Below are 24,842 nucleotides of genomic sequence, written 5' to 3' on the forward strand. Positions count from 1 at the left end.
CCAGCAAAAAGAGGCGGCCTCCGCTATTCCGGCAGGCCGTTCGCAACATTTTCGTTGAAGAGGCCGATAACCAATGCAACTAGAAAATGCCCAGACAGCAGGCCACAAGGACGCCCCATCCGTGGATATGGCCGAGGCAAAGAAAGCCATGCAGCGCCGTGACTGGGAAGCGGCACGTTGCATCCTGGCACCGCTTGCCGCCGGCAAGCCAAGGAGCGTCGCCTCGTTTCATCTGGCCCGGATCGAACTGGAAACCGGCGATACCGCTGCGGCAGAAACCCACCTGGAAGCGTTCATGGAAGCCTGCCCCTTTCACCCTGGCGCCCTGGCGCTGAAGGCGCGGCTCGCCTTGCTTAGCGGTGATACCGGGAAGGCGGCAACGCTTGTGGACAAGGCGCTTGCCAACGACGCGGAGCATGAGGGCGCCTTGCGCGTGCGGGCCCAGGTCGACGGCGCCTTAAACGCAAAGGCGGCTGCTCTGGCGCTGGAGACTTTGAACTCCGGATATCTCGAAGCGCGGAAAATCGGTCCGGACGACAGTCTGCTTGCCGCAGCGGAGACACTGGCAGGCCTCCCCCCCGGCGGCCGCTGGAACGACGATCCAGCAGCAGCGGCAATCGCATATTTCAACCATGCAAACGACCTGCCGGCTGCGCTGCGGAGCTACGATCCGCATCTGATCAGCGCGTCGGTTGAATTCGACTACATCACCTGGCCCAAACGTATTCAGGCTCACATCCGCGGCGGAGCGGTGCTCGATGTCGGCTGCGGCTTCGGCGGCTATGGCATGGGGTTTCTGATTGCCGGCGCCAAGTCCTATACCGGCCTGGATCCCGTGATGCAGCTCGACAGCACCCGCACACGTAACAAACGCACCCGGAGCATTGCAGACCTTGGGGTGACACCGCGCGAAATCAGCACCTCCCTCCCGGCGATCAACCTGATCCAGGGCAAACTGGAAGACCTGACCATTGACAACACGTTCGACGCCATTTCCCTGCACAATGTGACCGAACACCTAATGCAGCTTGAGCAGGTCTTCAGCGAGCTGGCCCTTCTGTGCAAAGAAGGGGCCAGGCTCATCTACACCCACCACAATTACTATTGCTGGAACGGGCATCATGGAAACCCGGCCTGGCCGGAGCAACTTGACACCAGCAACCCGGAGCATCTGCGGCTGTACGACTGGAACCATATCGAATTTGCCGCCAGCGCCCCCGAGGACAACTACGTCAAAACCCATCTGAACCGGGTCCGGCTCAACGATATCCGCGCCATCACCGAAAGGTACTTCGACATCGAAACCTGGGAGGAGATCGGATCTTCCCCCTCCACGCTGCAGCGCCTGACACCAGAAATCCTCAGCCGGGTCCGTAACACAATCCCGGATATCGAAGAGCGCGAGCTGGCAACAAATCTCGTTTTCTGCGTCGCGGCCCCCAAACCGCAAACCCGGCAGTGAAAGCAGCCTGAAGCGCTGCCGCCTGCTGCAATAAGGAGAGAACGGCAAAGAGTCCTATATTGAGCGGTTTACCCAACTTTCCTTCCCGACGCCCGCTTTAAACTGCGAGCAGTCAGATGCGCCTGCCGCGTCCAAGCCAGGCGGCGACGGCAGCAATGGGCTGTGAACGACGTGCTGCGGTGGCGAGAACAACCGGCTAGGACAAGGTCGGCTGTGGGCTCACTGCCGCCTTGCGGCGTCGCGGCGACCAGGCAACCACCCTGGAAGACCAGAGCGGATCTTGGTTACCCCTGACATGACGGCAGCAAGCCCGAGGCGGACCTCCGGCCTGCCGCATATGCTAGCTGACCCGTCGCTCACACCACAACTTTGCAAAGCTGGCTATCTGCACCCCGCAGCCCATAGTGCTGACCGCTGTATAGGAGGTAGAACGCTAAGGTCAGGTACCACTTTTCACGCGCCAAGCACACACCGCCTGAGAGCGTGAAATTTTTTATTTAAATTCATAGCCTTACCCAATTACGGGCATTAATCAACTGTCATATGGGCGAAAAATTCGCCCATATGGGTTATTTATGGCCATCCTGTAAAAGGCGCCAATTCTCTGCCACACCGCCATCCACCCATACTGTTTTTATTCACTTTTTTCAAACCTTCGGCGAGGAGCGCTGCCATTCTGTCGGCCCTTTCGTTGCCACAAAATCTTCCTCAAAACTAAAAAAGCCGCCCAGAAAGGGCGGCTACATTTCCTGAAGCTGCTTTCACTAGTCGCCTTTTAACCTCAGGCCAGCCAACTGATCCCTTCGATAGTAGAAACCGTTGAGCGCCTGCCGGGGGGCAATCGGTAAGATTCCATACCCATCCAGCCTTCCCTTCGCGATTTTTGGGATGAGCCGGATCATACGGCAGTGCTCCGCAAGTGAAACGTATCGTTTAGAAAATTCCGCTACGTGACCGGGATCGAACACGCGAACCTTTTTCCCTTTGGAGTTCGACACATAAGATTGCGGCAGCAACGGCTCATCGTTCACGTTCAAGATCTTCGTCAAAGCGCTTACTGCGAAGGTTTTCATTCCAAGCCGAGTGCTCGCCTCCTCAATACTGATGCTTCCGGTAGAGGCCTGTTTGGACAACACCGCCCTAACTTCCAAAGGATGAACAAGGACAGCCTTAAATTTCAGCGTGGAATCAACGATCTCAACAGCGGAAAAGTGTCCCCCCAAGACCCCATTGACGATATCGACTACCGGCCACCGTGATCTCTCCGCGGCTTCGATCACGTCGACCAATCCATTTGATGCAGCTTCCGTTACCCTACCCGCGAGCCGAGCAGGTCACGCCTTTACCGAAGCCAAAGCAACAAATGAGCCTGGCGTGATCCCCTCGTGTGACAAAAGCCGAAAAATATCTCGGCGCAGAAACCGGAGCAAAGCACGGTACCCTCGGCTCTGCATGCCGATTTCGGTCGAAAGATCATGGAGGCTCCGGGCCCCGTGCAATCTTTTGACGGCGCGCAGTGCTGCTTCATCTGCATCCGGGTCCACGCCACACCGGGGTACACCAAGGGCGGTGCTTAGCTGGCGGGCCCACATACTTTTGCCGATCCCCGGCGGTCCGTCGAGAAGAACCGGAGGCAGGCGGAAGCCCGCATCCCCATTGCGGACCGAGCGCCGCATGGATTTCCAAAGAAGATCTGTCGCGGGCGCCATCCAGGGCATGCCGGCATGAATCCCGGCGGCGATTTCATCCGCCTGATGCTCTGTCCGGATCCGGATCAGTTCCACACCGTTACGCAGGACCTCCAAGGCTCTCCGGTCGTCGAGTTTGAGATGGGAGAGACCTGCGGCCGCTGCCCGCCGCTCCGCCAGCCTGCCCACCCGGCGGTCTACGCGGTCCTGGCCTTCGCGCCCGAAACCAACCTGCATCAATTCGGTTTCCCACCGAAGGCGGTCCTCAGGATCCTCCGGGTCCGGAGGCACAATGCCGCGCTCGAGGGCGCGGCGCGTTTTCAGGAAACGTTCCAGGCGCTGCCGTATTGCACGCCGGTCTTTGTCGGCATTGTGGAACTCTGCTTCGATGAACTTGATCTTGGACATAACTGGTCCTTTCCCGGCGCGCCGCGCCGTTTGGCTCCCGATTGCACATCTTGCGTTCGGGGAATTGAAGGAAAGAACCTGGCCAGGTTTGTGCTTCAGTCCTGCTGAACAAGGACGCTTAAGTCAACTGAGCGAACTAGTCGGAGCGAGTGTGTCATCACGAAACAGATAGCCGAAACCGCGGCCCGCCCAAGGCATTGAAATAAAATAAAAACCGGCCCATTTCTGGACCGGTGGAAATTTGAGGGCCTACAATTGGCAGCCGATTAGGGCGTTTTGGCAGCGATCTAACGCCAATTACACATCCGAACAAGTTACACTGCCCCAATCACCCGCATTTGGAATGGCCGCAGCTCCGGCAGGTCATGCAGCCTTCGACCATCTGCATGTCGAACTGGCCGCAGCTGGGGCAGGCCTTGCCGCGCGGCTGGTTCAGGTTCACCACCTGCGCCTGCGGGTCGGATTTCAGCCCCATGCCCTCGCCCTCCAGGAAACCGGTCTTGACCATATGCGTTTCGATCACGCCGCCGATCGCCGCCAGGATCGAAGGGATGTACTTGCCCTGCACCCAGGCGCCGCCGCGCGGGTCGAACACCGCTTTCAGCTCCTCGACGACAAAGGACACGTCGCCGCCGCGGCGGAACACGGCCGAGATCATCCGGGTCAGCGCTAGCGTCCAGGCGTAATGCTCCATGTTCTTGGAGTTGATGAACACCTCGAACGGGCGGCGGTGGCCGTTGATGATGATGTCGTTGATGGTCAGGTAGATCGCGTGCTCGCTGTCCGGCCACTTCAGCTTGTAGGTATGGCCCTCCAGCGACTGCGGGCGGTCCAGCGGCTCCGACATGTAGACCACTTCCGCGCTGTCGCTTTCATGCGGCGCCTGCGCGGTCTCGCCCGGCGCCGTGTCAGCGCTCTCGCTCACCGACAGGACCGAGCCGGTCACGTCATTCGGGCGGTAGGTGGTGCAGCCCTTGCAGCCCTGGTCCCAGGCCTGCATGTAGACGTCCTTGAAGTCATCAAAGGAGATGTCTTCCGGGCAGTTGATGGTCTTGGAGATCGAGCTGTCGATCCACTTCTGCGCCGCCGCCTGCATTTTGACGTGGGCTGCGGGGCTCAGCGTCTGGGCGTTGACGAAGTACTCCGGCAGCTTGGCGTCGGCGCCAAATTTCTCGCGGTACATCTGCACCGCGTAATCGACCACTTCCTCCTCGGTGCGGGAGCCGTCCTTCTGCAGCACCTTGCGGGTATAGGCGTAGGCAAACACCGGTTCGATGCCCGAGGACACGTTGCCTGCATAAAGCGAGATGGTGCCGGTCGGCGCGATGGAGGTCAGCAGCGCGTTGCGGATGCCGTGCTCGCGGATGGCGTCGCGCACATCGTCGTCCATGTTCAGCATGTTGCCGGAATTCAGGTACGCCTCGGCGTCAAACAGCGGGAAGGCGCCCTTTTCCTTGGCTAGGTCCACCGACGCCAGATAGGCGGCGCGGGCGATCGCGTGCAACCATTCATCGGTCTGACGCGCCGCCTCGTCGGAGCCGTATTCCAGCCCCAGCATCAGCAGCGCATCCGCCAGGCCGGTGACGCCCAGGCCGATCCGGCGCTTGTTCTTCGCTTCCTGCGCCTGTGCTTCCAGCGGGAATTTGGAGACGTCGACCACGTTGTCCATCATGCGGACCGCGGTGGCGACCAGTTCCTGCATCGCCGCCTGATCCAGATGCGCGTCTTTCTCGAACGGGCTGGCCACCAGCCGCGCCATGTTGATCGAACCCAGCAGGCAGGCGCCGTAGGGCGGCAGCGGCTGCTCGCCGCAGGGGTTGGTGGCGCAGATGTTCTCGATATAGCTGAGGTTGTTGGCCTTGTTGATGCGGTCGATGAAGATCACGCCCGGCTCGGCATAATCATAGGTCGCCTGCATGATCTTGTTCCACAGGTCGCGCGCCTCGACGGTGTGATAGACCTTGCTGTCGAACTGCAGCTCCCAGGAGCCGTCGGCTTTGACCGCTTCCATGAAGTCGTCAGTGACCAGCACCGACATGTTGAACATGCGCAGGCGGGCCGGGTCGGACTTGGCGGTGATGAAGGCTTCGATATCCGGGTGGTCGCAGCGCATGGTCGCCATCATCGCGCCGCGGCGCGAACCGGCCGACATGATGGTGCGGCACATCGCGTCCCACACATCCATGAACGACAGCGGGCCGGAGGCATCCGCCGCCACGCCCTTCACATCGGCGCCGCGCGGCCGGATGGTGGAGAAGTCATAACCGATGCCGCCGCCCTGCTGCATGGTCAGCGCCGCCTCTTTCAGCATATCGAAGATTCCCGACATGCTGTCCGGCACCGTGCCCATCACAAAGCAGTTGAACAGGGTCACCTGGCGCGCGGTGCCGGCGCCTGCGGTGATCCGGCCCGCGGGCAGGTATTTGAAATCCTCCAGCGCGCCAAAGAACTTCTCTTCCCACACTTCCGGTTTCTTTTCCGCCCGCGCCAGGTCGCGCGCGATGCGCCGCCAGGTATCCTCGACGGTCACGTCGATCGGCGCGCCATCGGCCTGCTTGAAACGGTATTTCATATCCCAGATCTGCTCGGCGATGGGGGCGGCAAAGCGGCTCATGTGTCGGTCCTTTGAGTCGTGTGGCGTCTTAGCGTCGGAAAAGCGGCACCGGCACCGGAAATGACCCCGGCAGCGAATCCGCGAATTGTGAATGCTTTCTTGCAGCAAAAGCGTGGGGGAACACAATACCTTGAAGTCGGCAGCCCGTAAACTACTATATACTGTCAAAGCTCTGGACGACTCTGTGGGGAACCTGTGGATAAGCGCGTGAATCTCGTAAAGCTCTCGGTGGGCACCGAAAGCGTCGAAAGCCTGATGGCCTGGCAGGAGATGCGCCACCGGGAACTGCCGGAGGGCCTGCCCCGCCACGTCACCCGCATGTGGCCCAAGCGCGAGGCGGAGATCCTGAACGGCGGCTCGATCTACTGGGTGATCAAGGGGCTGATCCAATGCCGCCAGCGCGTGCTGCGGCTGGATGAGGTCACGGGCGAGGACGGCATCCGCCGCTGCGCCATCATCCTGGACCCGGAACTGCACCGCACCCACACGGCGCCGAAACGCCCGTTCCAGGGCTGGCGCTACCTCAAACCGGAGGAATCGCCCGCTGACCTGCCCCAAGGCAAAAAACAGGAGGAGCCGCTGCCGCCGGAACTGTCACAGGCACTGGCGGAAATCGGCGTTATCTGAGGCTGTCCGCACTCCCCCCACGGCATGCTTCGCCAGCGCCGGGCATCAGCCCGGCGCCCGGCCCAACCGGAGCGGAAGTATCTGTGATGCTTCCTGCTTAGGGCGGGAGCCCCCACGCGGCATTCAAGAAACGCCGGGAATTGCCTGCAGAAGTTGCGTGGCCCCTCGCCTGCTGCTTTGGGGCGAACGCAGCGCAGTGAGTATTTGTGACAAAGAAGAAAGCACAGAACCTGTACTTCTTCTTTGCTCAAATACTCAAAATCACCGGATGCGGCAGGTGCCAGCCGCCGCGGCTATTTGCGGTGTTCCAGCAGATCCAGCAGCGTGTTCAGCGCCGCCTTCTCGTCAGTGCCGTATTTCGCCACCCGGCTGCGCCACAGGGTCGCCTGCGATTTCAGCACCAGCCCGTCGCTCAAGAGCTTCAGGTGGTTGGCGCGCAGCGTCTCGCCGGTGGAGGTTATGTCGGCCACCATCTCGGCGGTCTCGTTCTTCACCGTGCCTTCGGTGGCGCCCTGGCTGTCGACCAGCTGGTAATCCGCCACCCCGGCGTCGGTCAGGAACTCGCGCACCAGCCGGTGGTATTTGGTGGCGATCCGCAGCCGGTGGCCGTGCACTGCGCGGAACGCCGAGGCCGCCGCATCCAGGTCATCCAGAGTGTCCACGTCTATCCAGAACTGCGGCACCGCCAGCACCAGATCGGCATGGCCGAACCCCAGCTCCGCCAGTTCCTCGACCTGCTGCTCGAACCGCGGCAGCTTCTCATGCACCAGATCGGTGCCGGTGACGCCCAGGTGGATGCGCCCCGCCGCCAGCTCGCGCGGGATCTCGCCCGCCGACAGCAGCACCAGCTCCATGTTCGACACGCCCTCGACAGCACCGGCATATTCCCGGTCCGACCCGGTGCGCGACAGCGTCACGCCGCGCTTGGCAAACCAGTCAAAGGTCTTTTCCATCAGCCGCCCCTTGGACGGCACACCCAGCTTCAGGGTCATTTGCGGGTCTCCTCAAGCTGCAGCATCAGGTCGGGGCGGATGACGCCGCCCACGGCCGGGATCTCCTCGCCCTCGCCCAGCTGCCGGGTCAGCGCGTCATAGCGCCCGCCGCTGGCGACCGGCGGCAGATCGGGCCGCGCCTCGGCGTAGAAGCCAAAGACAAACCCGTCGTAATACTCCATCGAAGTGCGCCCGTAGGAGGCTTCGAAGTCGAGGTTCTCCACATCCACGCCGCGCGCCTTCATCGCCGCGGTGCGCGCATCCAGCCGGTCCAGCGCCGGAATGATCTGCGGCAGGTCCACCGCGATGTCGCGCATCTGCTCGGTGGCAAACGGCACGGTTTCCCGCACTGCCATCAGCGCCTCCAGCGCCAGCAATTCGTTTTCGGAAACCGGCGGTTCCTTGGCGTCTTCCCGCAGTGCCTCCACCCGCACCTGCACCTCTGCCGCGCGGCGCTTGCCGATCTCCACCGCAGAGCCGCTCAGGTCGCCCTCGGTCGACAGCAGCTTCTTGCGGCTCTCCGGCACCGGGGTGCGCCCCGCAAACCGGTCCAGCAAGGAGCGGAACCGGCGCGGCCGCCAGATGTGGCGCATCAGCGCCGCCTTGCGTTTGCCGGTGGTGTTCAGCCCCTGCACCGCGGCCATCAGAATGCCGATGTCACCGGTCGCTGCCCGCAAGGGCAGCCCGCGCACCTGCAGCGCGAACAGCGAGAACACCTCCGCATCCGCCGCCGCGGCATCATCGCGCTCGAACACCTCATAGCCGACCTGCAGGTATTCGTTGGGCCGGTCCGGGTCGATCTCCTGGCGCCGGAACACCTCGCCGGAATAGGTATAGCGCGCAGGCTCGGCGCCGTGGCGCATATGCGCCTCCACCACCGGCACGGTGAAGTCCGGGCGCAGCATCTGCTCGCCGCGCAGGGCGTCCGAGGTCACATAGGCGCGGGCGCGGACGTCTTCGCCGTAAAGATCCAGCAAGGTGCCCGCAGGCTGCAGCAGCGGAGTGTCCACCACCTGCGCGCCAGCGGCCTCGAAGCGGACCCGCAGCTGCGCGGCGCGGGCCTGAATGTCAGAACGGAGCGTCATGATCAGCCCTGCCCGTCCAGGATTTCACGCACCTTGGCGACCAGCTCAGTGCGCGGCACCTCAAACTGGCTCGGGCGTTCCTTCCACTCTTCCAAGGTGGCGCTTTCGGCGATCTTGGCGCCCAGGATCAGGTCCTTGATCTGCACCACGCCATTGGCCTTCTCGTCGCCGCCTTCGATAACGGCGACAGGCGAGTTCCGCTTGTCCGCGTATTTCAGCTGGTTGCCGAAGTTCTTGGGATTGCCCAGATAGACCTCGGCCCGGATGCCCGCGTTGCGCAGCTCCGCCACCATCGCCTGGTAATCCGCCATCCGGTCGCGGTCCATCACGGTGACCACCACAGGTCCTGTGGCCTCCGCCGACAGCCGCCCTTTGGCATGCAGCGCCGCCAGCAGCCGGTCAACACCTACCGAAACGCCCACTGCAGGCACTTCCTGCCCGGTGAACCGCTTGACCAGCCCGTCATAACGCCCGCCGCCCGAGACCGAGCCGAACTGCCGCTTGCGGCCCTTCTCGTCGAGGATTTCAAAAGTCAGCTCCGCCTCGAACACCGGCCCGGTGTAGTAGCCGAGGCCGCGCACCACCGAGGGGTCGATCTCGATCCGGTCCTTGCCGTAACCGCCCGCAGCCAGCAGCTCGCCGATCTGCTCCAGCTCGGCGATACCGTCCTGGCCGACCTTGCTGTCGCCCACCGCGGCACGCAAGTTGGCGATGGTGCCCGCAGCCTCCGCCGCCTTGGAGGTCAGGAACGCCAGCACCGGCGCGGCCTGATCGTCCGACAGGCCAACCCCGTCGATGAAAGCACCGGAGGCATCCAGCCGCCCCTTGGTCAGCAGCTCGCGCACGCCGGCCTCGCCCACCTTATCGAACTTGTCGATGGTGCGCAGCACGTCGTCGCGCTTGCTGTCTTCCGCGCCGAGGCCCATGGCCTCCAGCACACCGTTCAGAACCTTGCGGTTGTTCACCCGCACCAGATAGTCGCCGCGCGGAATGCCGACGGTCTCCAGCGTGTCGGACAGCATCGCGCAGATTTCCGCGTCCGCCGCCATCGAGGCGGTGCCCACGGTGTCCGCATCGCACTGGTAGAACTGGCGGAAGCGGCCCGGCCCCGGCTTCTCGTTGCGCCAGACCGGCCCCATCGCATAGCGGCGGTAGGGGGTCGGCAGGTCGTTGCGGTGCTGCGCATAGACCCGCGCCAGCGGCGCCGTCAGGTCATAGCGCAGCGCCATCCAGTCGCCGTTGCCGTCGTCCTCGGTCTCCTGCCAGGCAAACACGCCCTCGTTCGGCCGGTCCACGTCGGGCAGGAATTTGCCCAGCGCCTCAACGGTTTCCACCGCCGAGGACTCCAGCGCCTCGAACCCGTAATGATGATACACACCCGCGATGGCCCGCAGCATCTCGCTGCGCTGGGTCACCTCCGCACCGAAATAGTCACGGAACCCCTTCGGCGTCTGCGCCTTGGGGCGGGGCTGTTTCTTCACTTTGGCCATCTGCGGCCTCCTCACGGGTAGCGGTTTCACTCGCCCGGCGGTCTAACGGATGCCGCCCCGCGCGGCAAGGCTGCGCAGGGCCTGGCGCCTGCTTCCTTTTGCCCGAAATTCTCAAGTTCAATATGCGTGCGGCTTGATGATGGACGCGCCGCGCCAAAGCGCCTATCTAGGCACATCCGCAATCAAAGGCCTGAACCATGCAGCATCTGGAAGAGCAAATCGCCCATCTGACCCGCAGCGTGGAGGAGATGAGCGACGTGATCGCCCGCCAGCAGCAGGAGATCGACGTGCTGACCCGCCGCGTCGCCATGCTGATGCAGCGCGAAGCCACCCGCGAGCAGGAAGGCACCGGCGGCGTGGTCTTCGCCGACGAACGCCCGCCGCATTACTGAGGCCAGTTGCGAACGGGCCTGCGGCGGCCCGTGGGATGGCGTCTCAACGGTGGTGCGGGGCAGTTTATCCCGGCCACATCCGTACGACCTCTCCAGCGGAGCGCATAACCTCACCATTGCGCCAGCCCGCCCGAACGGGCTGCCGCAGGCCCTGGGCGCTCCGCGCCGTTGTTCCGGGCCGTCTGGCTTCAATCAGAAGTGAGCCTCCTCAAATCTCCTCCACATCCATCACCCCGTCGAGCGACTTCAGCGCGCCCTTGATCTGCGGGTTGATCGGGAAGGGCTGGCCCAGGTCCATCTCCACGTCGCCGGGCAGGCCGGGATCCTGCAGATACATGAACACCTCGCCGCGCGACGCATTGCGGGCCGCCGCCTTGGCGTCCTCCAGCACCTGCGCCACGGTGCCCACAGCGGCCGCATCGCTCAGGTAGACCCGCAAGCTGCTGCGCCCGGCATCGGCAATGGCGCTGTCCACCGGCCCGACCGAGCGCACCAGCAGCTTCAGCTGGTCGCTCTCCATCGTGGCCTCGGCGGTGATCACGACCTTGGCGCCGGTCTCCAGGAACTCGCGGGACTTCTCCAGCACCTCGGAGAACAGCGTCACCTCGAAGGCGCCCGAAGGATCCGACAGCTGGGCAAAGGCAAAGCGGTTGCCGCGCGCCGACTTGCGCTCCTGCCGCCCGGCGACGACACCGGCCATCTTGGCCATGAACGGCCCGCGCTCGGCCTTCGCCGTCACCTCGTCCAGCGTCATCACCTCCTTGCGCTTCAGCGCGGGCATGTAGTCGTCCAACGGGTGGCCCGACAGGTAGAACCCGATCGCCTTGAATTCCTCGCTCAACCGTTCCGCCGGCAGCCAGTCCGGCACATTGGGCAGCCGCGGCTCCGGCAGGTCCTCGCCCGCCTCGCCGAACAGCGACACCTGGCTGGAATTCCTCTGGTCATGCACGGCGGCGGAGTAATCCACCAGCGCGCCCAGGCTCTCGAACACCCGGCGGCGGTTGCTGTCCAGCTGGTCAAAGGCGCCGGCGCGGGCCAGCATTTCCAAGGGACGCTTGCCGACCTTCTTCAGATTCACCCGGCGGGCAAAGTCGTAGACATTGACAAAGGGCTTCTCGTACTCGCCCTCCTTCCGCGCCTCTGCCACCAGCCGCATCACGTCCAGGCCGACGTTTTTCAGCGCACCCAGCGCATAAACCAGCTCCCCGTTCACCACGTTGAAAGTCGCCAGCGAGCGGTTGATGCAGGGCGGCACGTATTTCAGCCCCAGCCCCTTCTTCACCTCCTCGAAGTAGATCGCCAGTTTGTCGGTGAGGTGAATATCGCAGTTCATGACGCCGGCCATGAACTCCACCGGGTGGTTCGCCTTCAGCCAGCCGGTCTGGTACGACACCACCGCATAGGCTGCCGCGTGCGATTTGTTGAAGCCATAGTTGGCGAATTTCTCCAGAAGGTCGAAAACCTCGGAGGCCTTCTTCTTGTCGACGCCGTTCTCCGCCGCGCCCTTCTCGAACTTCGGGCGTTCGGCGTCCATCGCCTCCTTGATCTTCTTACCCATCGCCCGGCGCAGCAGGTCAGCACCGCCCAGCGTGTAGTTCGCCATCACCTGGGCGATCTGCATCACCTGCTCCTGATAGACGATGATGCCCTGGGTTTCCTCCAGGATATGGTCGATCAGCGGGTGGACAGAGGTGATCTCGCGCTGGCCGTTCTTCACCTCGCAATAGACCGGGATGTTCTCCATCGGGCCGGGGCGGTACAGCGCCACCAGCGCCACGATGTCCTCGATGCAGGTGGGTTTCATGCGCTTCAGCGCATCCATCATGCCGGTGGATTCCACCTGGAACACCGCCACCGTCTTGGCCCGGGAGTAGAGGTCGTAAGTGACCTTGTCGTCCAGCGGAATGGCGTTGATCTGGTTCTCCGCCCCCTCCGGCGGCTCATAAAGCTGGGTGCCGTCCTCGGCGATATGCAGGTCGCGGCCCGACTGGAAGATCAGGTCCATCGCGTTCTGGATGACGGTCAGCGTCTTCAGGCCGAGGAAGTCGAACTTCACCAGTCCTGCCTGTTCCACCCATTTCATATTGAACTGGGTTGCGGGCATATCAGAGCGCGGATCGCGGTAGAGCGGCACCAGCGCATCCAGCGGCCGGTCGCCGATCACCACGCCCGCCGCGTGGGTGCCCGCGGAGCGCAACAGCCCCTCCACCTGCTGGCCATAGGTCAAAAGCCGGTCCACCACCGGCTCGTTGCGGGCCTCCTCGCTCAGGCGCGGCTCTTCCTTCAGCGCGTCGGCGATCGACATCGGCTTCACGCCCTCGACCGGGATCAGCTTGGACAGCCGGTCCACCTGGCCATAGGGCATCTGCAGCACCCGCCCCATGTCGCGCACCGCCGCCTTGGACAGAAGCGCGCCGAAGGTGATGATCTGCCCCACCTTGTCGCGGCCATACTTCTCCTGCACGTATTTGATCACCTCTTCCCGGCGGTCCATGCAGAAGTCGATGTCGAAGTCAGGCATCGACACCCGTTCCGGGTTCAGGAAGCGTTCGAACAGCAGGCTGTAGCGCAGCGGATCGAGGTCGGTAATCGTCAGCGCATAGGCCACCAGCGAGCCCGCACCGGAGCCCCGCCCCGGCCCCACCGGGATGTCGTGGTCCTTGGCCCATTGGATAAAGTCGGCAACGATCAGGAAGTAGCCGGGGAACCCCATCCCCTCGATGATGCCCAGCTCGAAATCGAGCCGTTCCTGGTATTCCTCGACGCTCACCGCATGCGGGATCACCGCCAGACGCTGCTGCAGGCCCTCGTTGGCGATGCGGCGCAGTTCGGCCACCTCGTCATCGGCGAATTTCGGCAGGATCGGGTCGCGCCGGTACGCCATGAAGGCGCAGCGCCTGGCGATCTCAACGGTGTTTTCAATCGCCTCGGGCAGGTCGGCAAACAGCGCAACCATCTCCTCCTGGCTCTTGAAGTAATGCTGCGCGGTCAGCCGCCGGCGCGGCTCCACCTGGTCGACATAGGCGCCTTCGGCGATACAGATCATCGCGTCATGGGCCTCGAACATTTCCGTGCTGGGGAAATAGATGTCATTGGTGGCGACCAGCGGCAGGTCCATGGCATAGGCCATCTCCACATGGCCGCGCTCGGTCTGCTTCTCCGCCTCCGGCTGGCCGTGCTCGCCCGGATGGCGCTGCAGCTCCACATACAGGCGGTCCGGGAAGATCTCTTTCAGCCGCTGCATCAGCGCTTCCGCTGCGGGCCGCTGTCCCATCCGCAAGAGCCGCCCCACCGGCCCGTCCGGCCCGCCGCTCAGGCAGATCACATCGCCCGCGTTCTCTTCCAGTTCTTCCAGCGTCACATGCGGCAGCTCGCCCCCCTGCCGCAGATACAGGCAGGAGTTCAGCTTCATCAGATGCTCATAGCCCGCCTCGCTCTGCGCCAGCAGCACCAGCGGCGCGGGCGGCTTGGGCCGTTCCCCCGGCGCCGGCTCGGTGAACCGCAGATCCACCTGGCAGCCGATGATCGGCTGCACCCCGGCGCCGCTTGCGGACACCGAAAACTCCAGCGCCGAGAACAGGTTGTTGGTGTCCGTCACCGCAATCGCGGGCATCTCGTGCTTCTTGCACAGGTCCGGCAGCTTCTTCAGCCGCACGGCGCCTTCCAGCAGCGAGTATTCGGTATGGGTGCGCAGGTGAATGAATCGGGGAGAGCTTGTCATGCCGCCACGCTATCTTATTGACACGCAGGGGTGAAAGGGCGATCTGCGCGCCGAACACCCGCCAAAACCGGTGCGGTGAACCCCGCATTTTATCCATTTTGTTGAAACTCTTTCGCCGCAGGCGCGTAAAGCCAGCACAAAGATGCGGATAAAACGCATAAATATTAATGCCCTACCCGCATCGCCCGCAATATTCTTGCTCCGCAGAATACTGCACCGCAGCACGGGTTTTCCTTGCTTTGACAACGGCCTGCTCCCTAGGCTGTTGTCAGCAAGCAAAAAAACAGCCCGCTTCCCCCTCTGCGCCGCATCGAGGGGGCGGCACATCGGGTCAACAGGGTAAAGCGGCGGTATCGGGAAGATGGCACTCACCTTTCGTCTGAATGGTGAAGAAGTCCGCATTCCGGACGCAGACCCGTCGGCAACATTGCTGGACTGGCTGCGGGAGGAAAAAGGGCTTACCGGCACCAAGGAAGGCTGCAACGAGGGCGATTGCGGCGCCTGCACAGTCATGGTCACCGACGAGCGCGGCGCCAAGGCGCTGAACGCCTGCATCCTGTTCCTGCCGCAGCTCAACGGCAAATCCGTCCGCACCGTCGAGGGCGCCGCAGGCCCCGGCGGAACCCTGCATCCCGTCCAGCAGGCGATGGTGGACCATCACGGCAGCCAATGCGGCTTCTGCACCCCGGGTTTCATCATGTCGATGGTGACCGCCCATACCAACGGCGCCACGGATTTCGACGACCAGCTGGCCGGCAACCTCTGCCGCTGCACCGGTTACGCCCCGATCATCCGCGCAGCGCAGGCCGCCGCAGACGCCCCGGTGCCGGACTGGATCAGCGGCGACCGCCCGGATGGGCCCGGCCCGCTGCCGCTGATGCCGCAATCAGCGGATGAACTGGCAGAGCTTTACGCCGCCAACCCGGACGCAACGCTGATTGCCGGCGCCACCGACGTCGGCCTCTGGGTCACCAAGCAGCTGCGCCACCTGCCGCAGATGATCTTCCTTGACGGCTGCACGGACCTGAAAGACATCGAAGTCACGGACAGCACCGTCCGCATCGGTGCCATGGCGGACCTGAACCGGCTGCGCATGGCGGTTGAACCGCTGCACCCCTCCTTTGCCGGGATGCTGCGCCGCTTTGCCTCCCAGCAGGTGCGGGCTGCGGCCACCGTCGGCGGCAATATCGCCAACGGCTCCCCCATCGGCGACACCCCGCCCGCCCTGATCGCGCTGGATGCCACCCTGCACCTGCGCAAGGGCAACAGCCGCCGCGAACTGCCGCTGGAGGACTTCTTCCTCGACTACGGCAAGCAGGACCGCCAGCCGGGTGAGTTCGTCGAGGCCGTCAGCTTCCCGCGCCACCCCGACACGCTCAAGGTCTACAAGCTCTCCAAGCGGTTCGACCAGGACATCTCCGCCGTGCTCGGCGCCTTCAACGTGACCGTGGTGGACGGCACCGTCACCGCCGCCCGCATAGCGTTCGGCGGTATGGCCGGCATCCCGAAACGCGCCGCCCATGTGGAGGCTGCCCTGACCGGCCGCCCCTGGACCCGGGCCACTGTCTCCGCCGCCTGCGCCGCATTTGAGCGCGACTTCACCCCGATGGATGACATGCGCGCCTCTGCCGAATACCGGATGGTGACCGCCAAGAACCTGCTGCTGCGCTACTTCGACGAGCTGAACGGCACCCCGATCTCGGTTCTGGAGGTGAGATCATGAGCGTCTCCAAACCCCTCCCCCACGACGCCGCCGAACTGCATGTGACCGGTGCCGCCCGCTACGTCGATGACATCCCCTCCCCCGCCGGCACCCTGCATCTGGCCTTCGGCACCTCCCCCATCGCCCGCGGCCACATCACCGGCATGCACCTGACCGATGTGCAGCACAGCCCCGGCGTGGCGGCGGTGATGACCGCTAAGGGGCTGCCGTTCTCCAATGACGTCTCCCCGTCGATCCATGACGAGCCGCTGCTGGCGGCAGGCACCGTCAACTACGTCGGCCAGCCGGTGTTCCTGGTGGTGGCCGACAGCCACCGCAACGCCCGCATTGCCGCCCGCAAGGGCAAGGTCGACTACAAGGAAGAACCCGCTCTCCTGACCCTCGACGCGGCCCTGGCCGCCGACAGCCGGTTCGAGGAAGGCCCGCGCATCTATCAGAAAGGCGATGCCGCCGCTGCAATCGGCGCCGCCCCGCGCACCGTCGAAGGCACGTTTGAGCTCGGCGGCCAGGAGCATTTTTACCTCGAAGGCCAGGCGGCCATGGCCTGGCCGCAGGAAGACGGCGGCATGCTTGTCTTCTCCTCCACCCAGCACCCGACCGAGATCCAGCACAAGGTGGCCGATGCCATCGGCCTGCCGATGCACGCCATCCGGGTCGAGACCCGCCGCATGGGCGGCGGCTTCGGCGGCAAGGAAAGCCAGGGCAACGCTTTGGCAGTGGCCTGCGCCGTCGCCGCGCGGCTGACCGGCAAGCCCTGCAAGATGCGCTATGACCGCGACGACGACATGGTCATCACCGGCAAGCGCCACGCCTTCCGCATTTCCTACCGCGCCGGGTTCGACAGCGACGGCAAACTGCAGGGCATCGAGTTCCTGCATCTGGCCGATTGCGGCTGGGCCCAGGACCTGTCGCTGCCGGTGGCCGACCGCGCCATGCTGCACAGCGACAACGCCTATCTGGTCCCCAATATCCGCATCGAAAGCCACCGCCTGCGCACCAACCGGCAAAGCGCCACCGCCTACCGCGGCTTCGGCGGCCCGCAGGGCATGGTCGGGATCGAGCGGGTGATGGACCACATCGCCCATGACCTCGGAATCGACCCGGCAGAGTTGCGGCAGCGGAACTACTATGCGGCACCGGCAGAGGCGAAGGCGGACAACACCACACCCTACGGCATGGAAGTCACGGATTTCGAGCTGCACGGGATGACCGCGGATCTGCTGCGCTCCTCCGGCTACGCCGCCCGCAAGGCGGAGATTGCCGAATGGAACAAGACCCGGACCCACCTGAAGCGCGGCATCGCGTTCTCGCCGGTGAAATTCGGCATTTCCTTCACCCTCACCCACCTCAACCAGGCCGGCGCACTGGTGCATGTCTACCAGGACGGCTCGGTGCATCTGAACCACGGCGGCACCGAGATGGGCCAGGGCCTGTTCCAGAAGGTGGCGCAGGTCGCCGCCAGCCGCTTCGGCATCCCGCTGGAGAAGGTCCAGATCACCGCCACCGACACCGGCAAGGTGCCCAACACCTCCGCCACCGCCGCCTCGTCCGGCTCCGACCTCAACGGCATGGCGGTGAAGGCCGCCTGCGACACCGTCCGCGACCGCATGGCCGAGCATCTGGCGCTGCACCACCAGGCCCGCCCCGGCGACGTGGTGTTCGAAAACGGCCAGGTCCGCATCGGCCAGGATGAGATGACCTTCGATCAGGCCGCCGCGCTCTGCTACCAGGGCCGCGTCAGCCTGTCCGCCACCGGTTTCTACAAGACGCCCAAGGTGGAATGGGACCGGATCAGGGGCCAGGGCCGCCCGTTCTACTACTTCGCCTATGGCGCCGCAGTGACAGAAGTGGCGGTGGATGCCCTGACCGGCGAGAACCGCATCCTGCGCTGCGATATCCTGCATGACGCCGGCGCCTCGCTGAACCCTGCGCTGGACGTGGGCCAGATCGAGGGCGGCTATGTCCAGGGCGCCGGCTGGCTGACCACCGAGGAGCTGGTCTGGGACGACGCCGGCCGCCTGCGCACCCACGCGCCCTCCACTTACAAAATCCCCGCCTGCTCAGACCGGCCCGACGTGTTCAACGTGAAACTCTGGGACGGGCAGAACCGCGAGGACACCATCTACCGCTCCAAGGCGGTGGGCGAACCGCCCTTCATGCTGGGCATCTCCGCCTGGCTGGCGCTCAGCGATGCGGTCTCCGCCTTTGGCGATGCCTACCCGGCGCTGAACGCCCCCGCCACGGCAGAGGAAATCTGGCGCGCGATCCGGAGGGTGCGCGATGGGATTTGACGTTCAGGCATTGCGCGAGGCGGTCGCCGCGCACGGCCGCGTAACCCGGGTGGTGATCGCCGCCGTCCGCGGCTCCTCCCCGCGCGAACCCGGCGCCGCCATGCTGGTCTGGCAGGACGGCCAGAGCGGCACCATCGGCGGCGGCACATTGGAATATGAGGCCGCAGAAGCCGCGCGGGAGCAGATGGTGCCCAAGCACTTCAGCACCCACGCGCTGGGGCCGGACCTGGGCCAGTGCTGCGGCGGTGCCGTCACCCTGCTGAGCGAAGTTTACGAGGCCGCGGACCTGGACGGATTGGACAGCGAAGTCATCGCCCGCCCGGCCTCCCCCGCGCCGGTGCCGATGGCGGTGAAACGCATTCTCGCCACCGCCCGCAGCCAGGGCGTCCCCCCCGAGCCGCAGCTGGTGGACGGCTGGATGATCGAACCGGTCCACCGCCCCGACCGCCCGGTCTGGATCTGGGGCGCGGGCCATGTCGGCCGCGCGCTGGTGAACGTGCTGGCGCCGCTCCCGGACCTGCAGATCACCTGGGCCGACACCGCGCCAGAGCGGTTCCCGGCAGACATCCCGGCAGGCGTCACCGCGGTTCCGGCAGCTGACGTTGCGCTCCTTGTGCCGCATGCACCTGAAAACGCTGCGCATTTGGTGCTGACCTATTCCCACGCGCTGGATCTGGCGCTATGCCACGCTTTGTTGGGCCGCGGCTTTGCCTTCGCCGGGCTGATCGGCTCAAGAACCAAATGGGCGCGGTTCCGATCGCGCCTGGCGGCCCTGGGCCACAGCCCGGAACAGATCTCCCGGATCACCTGCCCGATCGGCGATCCGGACCTTGGAAAACATCCGCAGATGATTGCGGTCGGCGTGGCGGCGCAGCTGCTGCGGCACGGAAAAGAAGACGAACAGAGAGAGGGCGCACGCGCGTGACTGTACCACTGTTGAGCCTGCAGGGCCTGACCAAGGCCTACCCCGGAGTGGTGGCAAACGACTCCGTCTCCTTTGACATCGGCGAGGGCGAGGTGCATGCCCTGCTGGGCGAAAACGGCGCCGGCAAGTCGACACTGGTCAAGATGATCTACGGGCTGGTGAAGCCCGACAGCGGCAAGATGCTGTTGCGCGGACAGCCCTTTGAACCCGCCGAGCCGCGCCAGGCGCGCGCCGACGGCATCGCCATGGTGTTCCAGCATTTCTCGCTGTTCGACGCGCTCAACGTGGCCGAAAACATCGCGCTCGGCATGGAAAACCCGCCGGAAATGCGCGATCTCGCCGCCCGCATCCGCGAGGTGTCGGAAACTTACGGCCTGCCGCTGGATCCGTTCCGCACCGTCGGCGACCTGTCAGCAGGGGAGCGCCAGCGGGTCGAGATCATCCGCTGCCTGCTGCAGGACCCGAAACTGCTGATCATGGATGAGCCGACCTCGGTCCTCACCCCGCAGGAGGTGGAGATCCTGTTCAAGACCCTGCAGAAACTGCAGTCCGAGGGCACCTCGATCCTCTATATCTCCCACAAGCTGGAGGAAATCCGCACGCTGTGCGACCACGCCACTATCCTGCGCCTGGGCAAGAACGTCGGCGAATGCACCCCCGCCGATACCTCCGCCCGCGACATGGCGGAGATGATGGTCGGCAGCACCCTGCAGACCCCCGAACGCGGCAGCCGCGAGTTCGGCGCCGTGGCGATGGACATCTCCGGCCTGTCGGTGCCGGCGCCCTCGGCCTTTGGCACCGCGCTCAAGAACGTGCATCTGACCGTGCGCAAGGGCGAGATCCTCGGCATCGGCGGCGTTGCCGGCAACGGCCAGGACGAACTGCTTGGTGTGCTGTCGGGCGAAACCCTGACCGAGGCCGACGCGGTGAAGCTGCACGGCGAGCCAATCGGCAAGCTGGGCCCCACCGCGCGGCGCAAGCTCGGCGTGCTGGCCGCGCCGGAAGAACGCCTCGGCCACGCCGCCGCCCCGGACATGAGCCTGACCGAAAACGCCATGCTCACCGGCTCGGTGCGCGAGGGGCTGGAGAAGAACGGTTTTCTGGATTGGGGCGCCACCAAGGACTTTGCCGAGCGCATCATCAAGGCGTTTGACGTCCGCACCCCCGGGCCCGGCAATGCAGCGCGGTCGCTGTCCGGCGGCAACCTGCAGAAATTCGTGATCGGGCGGGAAGTGCTGCAGGACCCCGACGTGCTGGTGGTGAACCAGCCGACCTGGGGCGTCGATGCCGCCGCCGCCGCCGCCATCCGCCAATCGCTGCTGGACCTGGCCGCCAAGGGCGCCGCGGTGATCTGCATCAGCCAGGACCTGGATGAGCTGATGGAAATCTCCGACAGCTTTGCCGCCCTGAACGAAGGCCGCCTCAGCGCTCCGCGCGAGGCCGCGGGCCTGACGGTGGACGAGATCGGCCTGATGATGGGCGGCGCCCACGGCATGGAGGTGGCGCATGTCTAACCCGCCGGCTCACGCCAAGGGCAGCACCCGGCCCGGCGGGGTGGAAGCGAGGCGCCCGCCGCGTGGGGGGCGCAACGGGCGCAGCCCGGCCTACGGCCAGGCAGGGGACTCCATTCTGCACAGTCTGAAAACTGAAGAAACAAATATTTTGAAACAGGGAGCCGTCTGAATGATCCGGCTTGAGAAAAGACCGCAGCCGTCGCGCGCCTGGTCGATGGCCACGCCGCTGGTGGCGGTGATTGCCACCATGATCGTCGGCGGCCTGCTGTTTGCCGCGCTTGGCAAACCGCCGGTTGAGGCGATCCGCACCATTTTCTGGGAGCCGCTGTTCGGCGAGTTTGCCTTCTACTACCGTCCGCAGCTGCTGGTCAAAGGCGCGCCGCTGGTGCTGATCGCCATCGGCCTCAGCCTCGGCTTCCGCGCGGGCATCTGGAACATCGGCGCCGAGGGCCAGTACATCATGGGCGCCATCTTCGGCGCCGGGGCCGGCCTTGCCTTCTACCCCTCCGAATCCTTCCTGATCTTCCCCTTCATGGTCATCGCCGGCGCATTCGGCGGCTGGATCTGGGCAATGATCCCGGCGGTGCTGAAAACCCGCTTCGGCACCAACGAAATCCTGGTCTCGCTGATGCTGGTCTATGTGGCCGAACAGTTCCTCGCCTCGGTCTCGCTGGGCCTGCTGAAGAACCCGGAGGGCTTCGGCTTCCCCGGCTCCCGCAACCTGCAGTCCTGGGACGCCGCCCATAATGCTGAGCTGATCGCAGGCACCGGCATGCACTGGGGCGTGGTGGCGGCGCTGATTGCGGTGATCTTTGCCTATGTGCTGTTGAACCGCCACATGACCGGCTACCACATCCGCCTCACCGGCGAGGCGCCGCGCGCCGCGAAATTCGCCGGCGTGAACCCCACCCGCCTGGTGCTGTTCTGCCTAGGCACCTCCGGTGCTTTGGCCGGGCTTGCCGGCCTGTTCGAGGTCTCCGGCCCCTCCGGCCAGATCTCCATCGACTTCAACGTGGGCTATGGCTTCACCGCGATCATCGTCGCCTTCCTGGGCCGCCTGCACCCGGTCGGCATCCTGCTGGCAGGCGGGCTGATGGCGCTGACCTACATCGGCGGCGACATCGCCCAGTCGAACCTGCAGCTGCCGGCCGCAGCGATCCAGGTCTTCCAGGGGATGCTGCTGTTCTTCCTCTTGGCCTTCGACCTGCTCACCAATTTCCGCATCGCAATCGGCAAGCCGGAGGTGGCGTAACATGGATCTTTCTGCAATCAACCCGGTCCTGCTCATCGCCTCGCTGATGGTGGCGGCAACCCCGCTCCTGCTGGCCGCCATCGGCGAGCTGGTGGTCGAAAAGGCGGGCGTGCTGAACCTCGGGGTCGAGGGGATGATGATCGTCGGCGCCATCGCGGGCTTTGCCACCGCGGTGGAAAGCGGCTCGCCCTTCCTCGGCTTCATCGCCGCCGCCATTGCAGGCGCGGCGCTGTCGATCCTGTTCGCGATCCTCACCCAGTTTGCCCAGGCAAACCAGGTCGCCTCCGGCCTGTCGCTGACGCTGTTCGGGCTGGGCCTGTCGGCGCTGATGGGGCAGTCTTATGTCGGCATCAAGCCGCCGCAGATGGGCGACATCCACATCCCGATCCTGAGCGACCTGCCCGTTGTCGGCCCGATCCTGTTCGGCCATGACATCATCCTCTATTTCGGCATCGCGCTGACCGCCGCGGTCTGGTGGGTGCTGAAGTATTCCCGCATCGGCCTGGTGCTGCGGGCGGTGGGCGAAAACCACGACGCCGCCCACGCGCTGGGATACAAGGTGCTGAAGATCCGCCTGATGGCGATCATGTTCGGCGGCGCCTGCGCCGGCCTCGGCGGCGCCTACATCAGCCTGATCCGGGTGCCGCAGTGGACCGAGGGCATGACCGCCGGCATCGGCTGGATTGCGCTCGCCCTGGTGGTGTTCGCCAGCTGGAAGCCCTGGCGCGCATTGCTGGGTGCCTATCTGTTCGGCGGCGTCACCGTGGTGCAGCTCAATCTGCAGGCGGCAGGCGTTGCCATCCCGGTCGAGTATCTGGCAATGTCGCCCTATCTGATTACGATCCTTGTGCTTGTTATCCTTTCTGCAGACAAAAGCAGCGCACCTGCCTCGCTTGGCCGCAACTTCCACGCCTCCCGTTAGACGGGGGGCTTTTCACTGCCCCACCTGCCGGGGCCAATAGATCAAACTGGGGAGAACCTGATGAAACTGACCAATCTTCTGACCAGCGCCGCCGTGGCGCTTGGCCTGGCCGCAGGCGCGGCCTGGGCCGAAGACAAAACCAAAGTGGGCTTTGTCTATGTCGGCCCCGTCGGCGACGGCGGCTGGACCTATGAGCACGACCAAGGCCGCAAGGCGGTTGAGGCTGAATTCGGCGATCAGGTCGAAACCGTCTATGTGGAAAACGTCGCCGAAGGCCCGGACGCCGAGCGCGTGATGACCCAGATGGCGCTGGAGGGTGCTGATCTGATCTTCACCACCTCCTTCGGCTACATGGACCCGACCATCAACGTCGCCAAGAAATTCCCGAACGTGAAGTTCGAGCACGCCACCGGCTACAAGCGCGCCGAGAACGTCTCGACCTATTCCGCCCGCTTCTACGAGGGCCGCGCGGTGCAGGGCACCATCGCGGGCCACATGACCGAGAGCAACATCATCGGCTACATCGGCTCCTACCCGATCCCGGAAGTGATCCGCGGCATCAACTCCGCCTACATCCACGCCAAGAAGGTGAACCCCGACGTCCAGTTCAAGATCGTCTGGGCCTTCACCTGGTTCGATCCCGCGAAAGAGGCTGACGCCGCCAAGGTGCTGATCGAACAGGGTGCCGACGTGATCCTGCAGCACACCGACTCCACCGCGCCGCAGGCAGCAGCACAAGCGGCCGGCAACGTGATCACCTTCGGCCAGGCGTCGGACATGTCTGAATACGCGCCGAAACCGCGCGTCTCCTCGATCATCGACGACTGGGCCCCCTACTACATCGCCCGCACCAAAGCCGTGATCGACGGCACCTGGGAGTCGGTTGACACCTGGGACGGCATCGGCGCCGGCATGGTTGGCATCGGCGAAATCTCGGATGTGGTGCCGGCGGACGTCAAAGCCGCAGCACTGGCCATCAAGGACGCCCAGGCCAACGGCACCTACCACGCCTTCACCGGCCCGCTGAACAAGCAGGACGGCTCCGCCTGGCTGGCCGAGGGCGAGGTCGCCGATGACGGCACCCTGGCCGGCATGAACTTCTATGTCGAAGGCATCGAAGGCGACATCCCGCAGTAAGCGGCCCCTTCCGGACAAACCAAAGGCCCGCCATCCGGCGGGCCTTTTCTTTTGCGGGTTCATTTGCGGGCAGGCCCCTGATTTTCCCGAAGCCTGCTGACACGCCCTGTCACTGCCCTGATGTACACCCCGCTCCACAAGCCGGCAGGCGGTATCTCTGGCCCGGCTTTTGCACCGGCGGGGCACTGCCCGGGAAACCCCAAAGCACATTGGAGATTGCCTTTGAAGATGAATTACTTCGTTGTTGGAACCAACGACATGGACGCATCGGTCGAATTCTATGACGCCCTTTTTGAGAACCTGGGGCTGTCACAAGTCCGGCCAAGCGAACGAATGACCTATTGGCTGCGGGACGATTTTGCCTTTGCCGCAGCCCTCCCCTTTGACGGCGCACCGGCCACCAATGGGAACGGAACCATGGTGGGGTTCAGCTTTGGCTCCGCAGCCGAAGTCACCAGGCTGCACACGAAGGCGATTGAGCTGGGCGGCACTTGCGAGGGCGGGCCGGGCCAGCGCGGACCGCGGTTTTCGGCCTATGTGCGGGATCCGGACGGAAACAAGCTTTGCTTTGCGGACTGAAAGGCAGCGGCGGCTAGTGC

General features: G+C 64.5%; 18 protein-coding genes. 11 read left to right on the forward strand and 7 right to left on the reverse strand.

What is annotated here, in order from left to right; all coding sequences use genetic code 11:
- Positions 1 to 73: 73 nt before the first annotated feature.
- A complete protein-coding gene (locus AC58NV_RS12400) occupies positions 74 to 1,462 on the forward strand; it encodes a methyltransferase domain-containing protein (protein WP_497227413.1) in 1,389 nt (462 codons plus the stop codon).
- A 764-nt stretch (positions 1,463 to 2,226) separates the two neighbouring features.
- On the opposite strand, the gene AC58NV_RS12405 is transcribed toward AC58NV_RS12400, so the two are convergent.
- From AC58NV_RS12405 to AC58NV_RS12415, 3 genes are all read right to left on the reverse strand, one after another.
- Positions 2,227 to 2,742, reverse strand: a complete 516-nt coding sequence (locus tag AC58NV_RS12405; RefSeq protein ID WP_497227414.1) for a hypothetical protein — start codon at positions 2,740 to 2,742, stop codon at positions 2,227 to 2,229.
- A gap of 54 nt (positions 2,743 to 2,796) precedes the next feature.
- Complete coding sequence (locus tag AC58NV_RS12410) at positions 2,797 to 3,558, reverse strand: hypothetical protein (RefSeq protein ID WP_497227415.1); 762 nt, start codon at positions 3,556 to 3,558, stop codon at positions 2,797 to 2,799.
- A gap of 328 nt (positions 3,559 to 3,886) precedes the next feature.
- Positions 3,887 to 6,172 (reverse strand): adenosylcobalamin-dependent ribonucleoside-diphosphate reductase, encoded by a 2,286-nt coding sequence (locus tag AC58NV_RS12415; RefSeq protein ID WP_497227416.1) that lies wholly within the window; start codon positions 6,170 to 6,172, stop codon positions 3,887 to 3,889.
- Between the two features lie 195 nt (positions 6,173 to 6,367).
- On the opposite strand from AC58NV_RS12415, the gene AC58NV_RS12420 reads away from it, so the two are divergent.
- Positions 6,368 to 6,799 (forward strand): DUF1489 family protein, encoded by a 432-nt coding sequence (locus AC58NV_RS12420; protein WP_497227417.1) that lies wholly within the window; start codon positions 6,368 to 6,370, stop codon positions 6,797 to 6,799.
- Positions 6,800 to 7,092: 293 nt separating this feature from the next.
- Here the strand turns inward: AC58NV_RS12420 and hisG are convergent, their stop codons facing one another.
- The 3 genes from hisG to hisS are packed head-to-tail and all read right to left on the reverse strand — an operon-like array spanning position 7,093 to position 10,366.
- Positions 7,093 to 7,791: an ATP phosphoribosyltransferase gene (hisG, locus tag AC58NV_RS12425; RefSeq protein WP_366660784.1), complete on the reverse strand. Its 699-nt coding sequence runs from the start codon at positions 7,789 to 7,791 to the stop codon at positions 7,093 to 7,095.
- Positions 7,788 to 8,876 (reverse strand): ATP phosphoribosyltransferase regulatory subunit, encoded by a 1,089-nt coding sequence (locus AC58NV_RS12430; protein ID WP_497227418.1) that lies wholly within the window; start codon positions 8,874 to 8,876, stop codon positions 7,788 to 7,790. The genes hisG and AC58NV_RS12430 overlap by 4 nt, the downstream gene beginning before the upstream one ends.
- A gap of 2 nt (positions 8,877 to 8,878) precedes the next feature.
- Positions 8,879 to 10,366, reverse strand: a complete 1,488-nt coding sequence (hisS, locus tag AC58NV_RS12435) for a histidine--tRNA ligase (RefSeq protein ID WP_497227419.1) — start codon at positions 10,364 to 10,366, stop codon at positions 8,879 to 8,881.
- 197 nt (positions 10,367 to 10,563) lie between these two features.
- Between hisS and AC58NV_RS12440 the strand changes: the two genes are divergently transcribed.
- Positions 10,564 to 10,758, forward strand: a complete 195-nt coding sequence (locus AC58NV_RS12440; RefSeq protein WP_366660787.1) for a SlyX family protein — start codon at positions 10,564 to 10,566, stop codon at positions 10,756 to 10,758.
- Positions 10,759 to 10,966: 208 nt separating this feature from the next.
- Here the strand turns inward: AC58NV_RS12440 and dnaE are convergent, their stop codons facing one another.
- Positions 10,967 to 14,479: a DNA polymerase III subunit alpha gene (dnaE, locus tag AC58NV_RS12445; RefSeq protein ID WP_497227420.1), complete on the reverse strand. Its 3,513-nt coding sequence runs from the start codon at positions 14,477 to 14,479 to the stop codon at positions 10,967 to 10,969.
- A gap of 361 nt (positions 14,480 to 14,840) precedes the next feature.
- On the opposite strand from dnaE, the gene AC58NV_RS12450 reads away from it, so the two are divergent.
- From AC58NV_RS12450 to AC58NV_RS12485, 8 genes are all read left to right on the forward strand, one after another.
- Positions 14,841 to 16,202 (forward strand): xanthine dehydrogenase small subunit, encoded by a 1,362-nt coding sequence (locus tag AC58NV_RS12450; RefSeq protein WP_497227421.1) that lies wholly within the window; start codon positions 14,841 to 14,843, stop codon positions 16,200 to 16,202.
- On the forward strand, positions 16,199 to 18,493 hold the full coding sequence (gene xdhB, locus AC58NV_RS12455; protein ID WP_497227422.1) for a xanthine dehydrogenase molybdopterin binding subunit: 2,295 nt from the start codon (positions 16,199 to 16,201) through the stop codon (positions 18,491 to 18,493). The genes AC58NV_RS12450 and xdhB overlap by 4 nt, the downstream gene beginning before the upstream one ends.
- Positions 18,483 to 19,418: a xanthine dehydrogenase accessory protein XdhC gene (gene xdhC / locus AC58NV_RS12460; protein ID WP_497227423.1), complete on the forward strand. Its 936-nt coding sequence runs from the start codon at positions 18,483 to 18,485 to the stop codon at positions 19,416 to 19,418. The genes xdhB and xdhC overlap by 11 nt, the downstream gene beginning before the upstream one ends.
- Positions 19,415 to 20,932 (forward strand): ABC transporter ATP-binding protein, encoded by a 1,518-nt coding sequence (locus tag AC58NV_RS12465; RefSeq protein ID WP_497227424.1) that lies wholly within the window; start codon positions 19,415 to 19,417, stop codon positions 20,930 to 20,932. Before xdhC ends, AC58NV_RS12465 begins: the two co-directional genes overlap by 4 nt.
- 169 nt (positions 20,933 to 21,101) lie before the next feature.
- Positions 21,102 to 22,184 carry an ABC transporter permease gene (locus AC58NV_RS12470; RefSeq protein ID WP_065268200.1) on the forward strand — a complete coding sequence of 361 codons (1,083 nt, stop codon included), beginning with the start codon at positions 21,102 to 21,104 and terminating at the stop codon, positions 22,182 to 22,184.
- Between the two features lies 1 nt (position 22,185).
- Positions 22,186 to 23,106: an ABC transporter permease gene (locus tag AC58NV_RS12475; RefSeq protein ID WP_497227425.1), complete on the forward strand. Its 921-nt coding sequence runs from the start codon at positions 22,186 to 22,188 to the stop codon at positions 23,104 to 23,106.
- Between the two features lie 60 nt (positions 23,107 to 23,166).
- Positions 23,167 to 24,243, forward strand: a complete 1,077-nt coding sequence (locus AC58NV_RS12480; RefSeq protein ID WP_497227426.1) for a BMP family ABC transporter substrate-binding protein — start codon at positions 23,167 to 23,169, stop codon at positions 24,241 to 24,243.
- 228 nt (positions 24,244 to 24,471) lie between these two features.
- Entirely contained in the window at positions 24,472 to 24,822 is a 351-nt protein-coding gene (locus AC58NV_RS12485) for a VOC family protein (RefSeq protein ID WP_497227427.1), read from the forward strand.
- Positions 24,823 to 24,842 lie beyond the last annotated feature (20 nt).

This window comes from Leisingera sp. ANG49, from assembly GCF_059694505.1.

Bases quoted from the DNA above. Each gene is read 5' to 3' on its own strand.
- AC58NV_RS12400 (WP_497227413.1), top strand. From the start codon at position 74: ATGCAACTAGAAAATGCCCAGACAGCAGGCCACAAGGACGCCCCATCC.
- AC58NV_RS12410 (WP_497227415.1), bottom strand. From the start codon at position 3,558: ATGTCCAAGATCAAGTTCATCGAAGCAGAGTTCCACAATGCCGACAAA.
- AC58NV_RS12415 (WP_497227416.1), bottom strand. From the start codon at position 6,172: ATGAGCCGCTTTGCCGCCCCCATCGCCGAGCAGATCTGGGATATGAAA.
- hisG (WP_366660784.1), bottom strand. From the start codon at position 7,791: ATGACCCTGAAGCTGGGTGTGCCGTCCAAGGGGCGGCTGATGGAAAAG.
- AC58NV_RS12430 (WP_497227418.1), bottom strand. From the start codon at position 8,876: ATGACGCTCCGTTCTGACATTCAGGCCCGCGCCGCGCAGCTGCGGGTC.
- hisS (WP_497227419.1), bottom strand. From the start codon at position 10,366: ATGGCCAAAGTGAAGAAACAGCCCCGCCCCAAGGCGCAGACGCCGAAG.
- AC58NV_RS12440 (WP_366660787.1), top strand. From the start codon at position 10,564: ATGCAGCATCTGGAAGAGCAAATCGCCCATCTGACCCGCAGCGTGGAG.
- dnaE (WP_497227420.1), bottom strand. From the start codon at position 14,479: ATGACAAGCTCTCCCCGATTCATTCACCTGCGCACCCATACCGAATAC.
- AC58NV_RS12450 (WP_497227421.1), top strand. From the start codon at position 14,841: ATGGCACTCACCTTTCGTCTGAATGGTGAAGAAGTCCGCATTCCGGAC.
- xdhB (WP_497227422.1), top strand. From the start codon at position 16,199: ATGAGCGTCTCCAAACCCCTCCCCCACGACGCCGCCGAACTGCATGTG.
- xdhC (WP_497227423.1), top strand. From the start codon at position 18,483: ATGGGATTTGACGTTCAGGCATTGCGCGAGGCGGTCGCCGCGCACGGC.
- AC58NV_RS12470 (WP_065268200.1), top strand. From the start codon at position 21,102: ATGATCCGGCTTGAGAAAAGACCGCAGCCGTCGCGCGCCTGGTCGATG.
- AC58NV_RS12475 (WP_497227425.1), top strand. From the start codon at position 22,186: ATGGATCTTTCTGCAATCAACCCGGTCCTGCTCATCGCCTCGCTGATG.
- AC58NV_RS12480 (WP_497227426.1), top strand. From the start codon at position 23,167: ATGAAACTGACCAATCTTCTGACCAGCGCCGCCGTGGCGCTTGGCCTG.
- AC58NV_RS12485 (WP_497227427.1), top strand. From the start codon at position 24,472: ATGAATTACTTCGTTGTTGGAACCAACGACATGGACGCATCGGTCGAA.